This window comes from Pseudomonas sp. 05N434 (genome assembly GCF_056396965.1).
Genome location: NZ_JBFTMK010000453.1, coordinates 1 through 4226, shown reverse-complemented (window position 1 = coordinate 4226; position 4226 = coordinate 1). Strand labels below are relative to the sequence as shown.

The following is a 4226-nucleotide window of genomic DNA, read 5'->3' as shown; positions in this document are numbered from 1 at the left end:
GTTCAGCTCGCTGCTGGTCAGCGTCAACGCCGTGCTTTGGGCATTCAACTGGGAAACCCGTCAGGTGCTCTACGTCAGCCCGGCCTATGACCGGATCTTCGGCCGCCCCGCCGGCCTGTTGCTGTCCGACTACAACCACTGGCGCGACAGTGTTTATCCCGACGATCTGGACTACGCCGAGCGCAGCCTGGCGCAAGTGCTGGTCAACGGCGCCGTTGAAGACCGCGAGTACCGCATCATCGCCGCCGACGGCCAAGTGCGCTGGCTCAGCGACAAGTGCTTCATCAACCGCCAGGCCGAACCGGGTCAGCCAGTGATCATCGTCGGCATTGCCGAAGACATCACCGAAAAGAAGCAGATGGARACCGAGCTCCACCGCCTGGCCACCACCGACGTGCTGACCCAAAGCAGCAACCGCCGACACTTCTTCGAATGTGCCAATCACGAATTCGAGCAGGCACGCCAGCAAGGCAAGCCGCTGGCCTTCCTGCTGCTGGACATCGATGACTTTAAAGTGATCAACGACACCTACGGCCATCCGGAAGGCGACAAGGTGCTGCAACGCATCGCTGAGAGCGGTCGCGCGGCCCTGCGGCGTGGTGATCTGTTCGGGCGGATCGGCGGTGAGGAATTCGCCGCGGTGTTCCCCGGATGTGCACCGGACATGGCCATGCAAGTGGCCGAGCGCCTGCAACGGGAGATTCAACGGTTGAGTTTCAGCCATGACGACCAGACGTTCGGCATCACTGTCAGCCAGGGCCTGACCAGCCTCACGCCCGAGGATGAAAACCTCGACAGCCTGTTCGCCCGCGCCGATGCCGCGATGTACCAGGCCAAGCGCCAGGGCAAGAACCGGATAATCTCTGGCTGAGCCCATGTAGATCGTTCCCACGCTCTGCGTGGGAACGATCTACAAAGCCTATTTTTTGCGCAAGCGCATCAGCTCCGGCAATCCGATCTTGAGCAACCGCGCCGTGCGGCTCTTGGCCAATGCCTCGATCCCCTCATGCTCGGTCAGGCGCGCCAGTTGCGCGGCCATGTTCATCACCAGCGCTTCGCGGGAGTAAACCCCGCCACCGAGCTGATAAACCGCCGCAATCAGCTCACGCAGCTCCAGCGGCAGGCGCCAGCGGGTACGCAGCGCCGAACCGTAGGCCGCGCCGAATTCGGCCAGGGCATCGCCGACTTCCTCCCATTCATCCAGCTCACCACCGGCCTGCTTCCACTCCTGCAAACAGCGCAGCAACGCCAGGTCGCCGAGGCGGTGCAGCATGCCCGCGCAATAACAGCGCTCCTGATCCAGATCCAGCAAGCGCGCCAGCGTTCGCGCGTATTCCGCGGTGTGCAGGGACAATTCCCAATAGCGCTCGGCATAGTCCGCCAGTTGCGGATCACTGAGCCGGGCACTGCGTTTGAGGGCGAGGCCCAGAATCAGGTTCATGCTTTGCCCGGTCCCCAAGCGATGCAACGCCTGGGACAGGGTTTGCACGGCGGCGCCATGATGCTGGGCCGCGCTGTTGGCGGCGGCGATCAGCACGGCGGTGACTTGCGGATCCGTGCGGATCTCGTCTTCAAGCCGCACCAGATTGAGGCCATCGGGATTGAGGCTACGTTTGATCGCCACCTGCACATCGGTCATCAGCGGCGCGCCGTCGGCCAGTTCGCGCCGCCGCTCCAGATACACCGACAAGGTCATGCCCGGCGCCAGAGACGGCACTTCGCAGGACACCTCTTCACCCGCGTTCAACAGCAAATCCTGCAAACGCTGGGTCAGGTTTTCCATGTCCAGGGGTTTGGTCAGGTACGCCGTGGGCGCCAGGGGCAAGGCTTCACGCACGCTGGCGCTGTCGTTGCGGCTGCTCATCAGAATGAAAGGCAACGGCGGATTACGTTTGCGCTGACGAACACTGCGCAACACATTCAGGCCATCGACGCCGGGCAACTCCCAGTCGACGATCACCAGGTCATAAGGGTTCTCTGCCAACAGCTGCAGCGTTTCCTGGCCATCGGCACACAGGTCCAGCCGTGCGTCGCAGCGCACATTCAACAACACCTGCTTGAGCAGGTCGCGGGACCAGGGGTCCGCCTCGGCAATCAGCACTCGCGGTACAGCGGGTAACACCACAGCAGTCATCTGCACACTCCAACGGCAATGCTTGCACCTTAGTCAATGCTGGCCATTCGATACAGCCCAATTGCCCCTGATGTGTTTCAAGGGGCATAAAAAAACCCGCCGAAGCGGGTTTTTTGTCGATCAGTTCACAAACGGATCAGAGCTCGGCGAAGCACTCTTCGATGATCGCCAGGCCTTTGTCCAGTTGCTCGTCCGGCGCGGTCAGCGGTACCAGCACGCGCAGAACGTTGCCGTAGGTGCCGCACGACAGCAGGATCAGGCCCTTGTCGCGAGCCTTGGCCACAACGGCGGCTACAGCAGCCGGGTTCGGCTTGTGGCTGTCGCCGTTTTCGAACAGCTCGACAGCGATCATCGCACCCAGGGCACGCACGTCGCCGATCACCGGGTATTTGGCCTGAATGGCTTTCAGACCAGTCACCAGACGCTCGCCAACCGCTTTGCAACGGTCCAGCAGGTGCTCTTCTTCGAACACTTCCATCACGGCCAGGGCCGCGGCGCAAGCGATCGGGCTACCGGCGTAAGTGCCGCCCAGGCCACCTGGAGCGATGGCGTCCATGTATTCGGCCTTGCCGCACACACCGGCCAGCGGGAAGCCGCCAGCGATGGATTTGGCGAAGGTGGTCAGGTCGGCGGCGACGCCCATCTGTTCCATGGCGAAGAAGGTGCCGGTACGGCCAGCGCCCGTTTGCACTTCGTCAGCGATCAACAGAATGCCGTGCTGGTCGCACAGGGCGCGCAGACGCTTCATGAACTCTTTAGGCGCGACGTAGAAACCGCCTTCGCCCTGCACCGGCTCGATGATGATCGCGGCGATATCACGCGGCTCGGCATCGTTCTTGAAGATGCGCTCGATGCTGGCGATCGAATCGTCGATGCTCACACCGTGCAGTTCGTTCGGGTACAGCGCGCGGAAGATGCCGCCTGGCATCAGGCCCATGCCGGCCGAGTAAGGCACGACTTTACCGGTCAGGCCCAGGGTCATCATGGTGCGACCGTGGTAAGCGCCGGTGAACGCGATCACACCGGCACGGCCAGTGGCGGCGCGGGCGATCTTGATGGAGTTTTCCACAGCTTCGGAGCCGGTGGTCACCAGCAGGGTTTTCTTGGCGAAATCACCCGGCACCTTGGCGTTGATTTTTTCGCACACTTCCACGTACGGCTCGTAGGCCAGCACCTGGAAGCAGGTGTGGGTCAGCTTATTCAGCTGCGCAGTCACGGCGGCGATGACTTTCGGGTGCAAGTGACCGGTGTTCAGCACGGCGATACCGCCGGCGAAGTCGATGAACTCACGACCTTCAACGTCGGTCACGGTGGCGTTCTTCGCGTGGTCGGCGAAGATCGGGTGAATCTGGCCAACACCACGGGGTACGGCAGCGGTACGGCGGGCCATCAACTCAGCGTTAGTCTTGCTCATACATTCCTCATTCGCCGCTCATCGGTCGGCGTGGTTCAAGGATTAAGCGGCGGGGAAGCAACTACGGCAGCATGCGATGATCGACTGCCACAGCGTTCCCGGCCACAGAGAAAATTCCGTTTGAAGCGCGCAAAGGGACAGCGCTCTCGTGCCCTTTGCGTTTGAAGCAATGCCTTGCCGGGCCTATCCCTTCGGGCTTAGATGCCCAGGCAGAGGTATTTGATTTCCAGGTAATCTTCGATGCCGTACTTGGAGCCTTCACGGCCCAGGCCCGACGCCTTGATGCCGCCGAACGGCGCGACTTCGTTGGAGATCAACCCGGTGTTGACGCCGACCATGCCGTATTCCAGGGCTTCAGCCACACGGAACACACGGCCCAGGTCACGCGCATAGAAGTACGAGGCCAGACCGAACTCGGTGTCGTTGGACATCGCGATCACGTCGGCTTCGTCTTTGAAGCGGAACAGTGGCGCCAATGGACCGAAGGTTTCTTCCTTGGCCACGGCAGCGTTGTTCGGCACGTTGGTCAGGATGGTCGGCTCGAAGAAGTTGCCTTGCATGCTTTTGCCACCCGCCAGCACGGTGGCGCCTTTGCCGACGGCGTCAGCAATGTGCTCTTGCACCTTGGCCACGGCTTTTTCGTCGATCAGCGGGCCAGTAGTGGTGCCGTCTTCAGAC

Annotated in this window: 4 protein-coding genes; 1 reads left to right on the top strand and 3 read right to left on the bottom strand. The window is 61.8% G+C overall.

Annotated elements, in window-relative coordinates; genetic code table 11:
- A partial coding sequence (locus AC1DLB_RS23145; protein WP_477785706.1) for a GGDEF domain-containing protein occupies nucleotides 1-871 on the top strand: 871 nt, incomplete at its 5' end.
- A 48-nt stretch (nucleotides 872-919) separates the two neighbouring features.
- On the opposite strand, the gene AC1DLB_RS23140 is transcribed toward AC1DLB_RS23145, so the two are convergent.
- The 3 genes from AC1DLB_RS23140 to AC1DLB_RS23130 form a co-directional block, all read right to left on the bottom strand.
- A complete protein-coding gene (locus AC1DLB_RS23140; RefSeq protein ID WP_477745549.1) occupies nucleotides 920-2134 on the bottom strand; it encodes an HDOD domain-containing protein in 1215 nt (404 codons plus the stop codon).
- A 136-nt stretch (nucleotides 2135-2270) separates the two neighbouring features.
- Nucleotides 2271-3548, bottom strand: a complete 1278-nt coding sequence (gabT, locus tag AC1DLB_RS23135; RefSeq protein ID WP_018929369.1) for a 4-aminobutyrate--2-oxoglutarate transaminase — start codon at nucleotides 3546-3548, stop codon at nucleotides 2271-2273.
- Between the two features lie 197 nt (nucleotides 3549-3745).
- A partial coding sequence (locus tag AC1DLB_RS23130; protein WP_477785705.1) for an aldehyde dehydrogenase family protein occupies nucleotides 3746-4226 on the bottom strand: 481 nt, incomplete at its 5' end.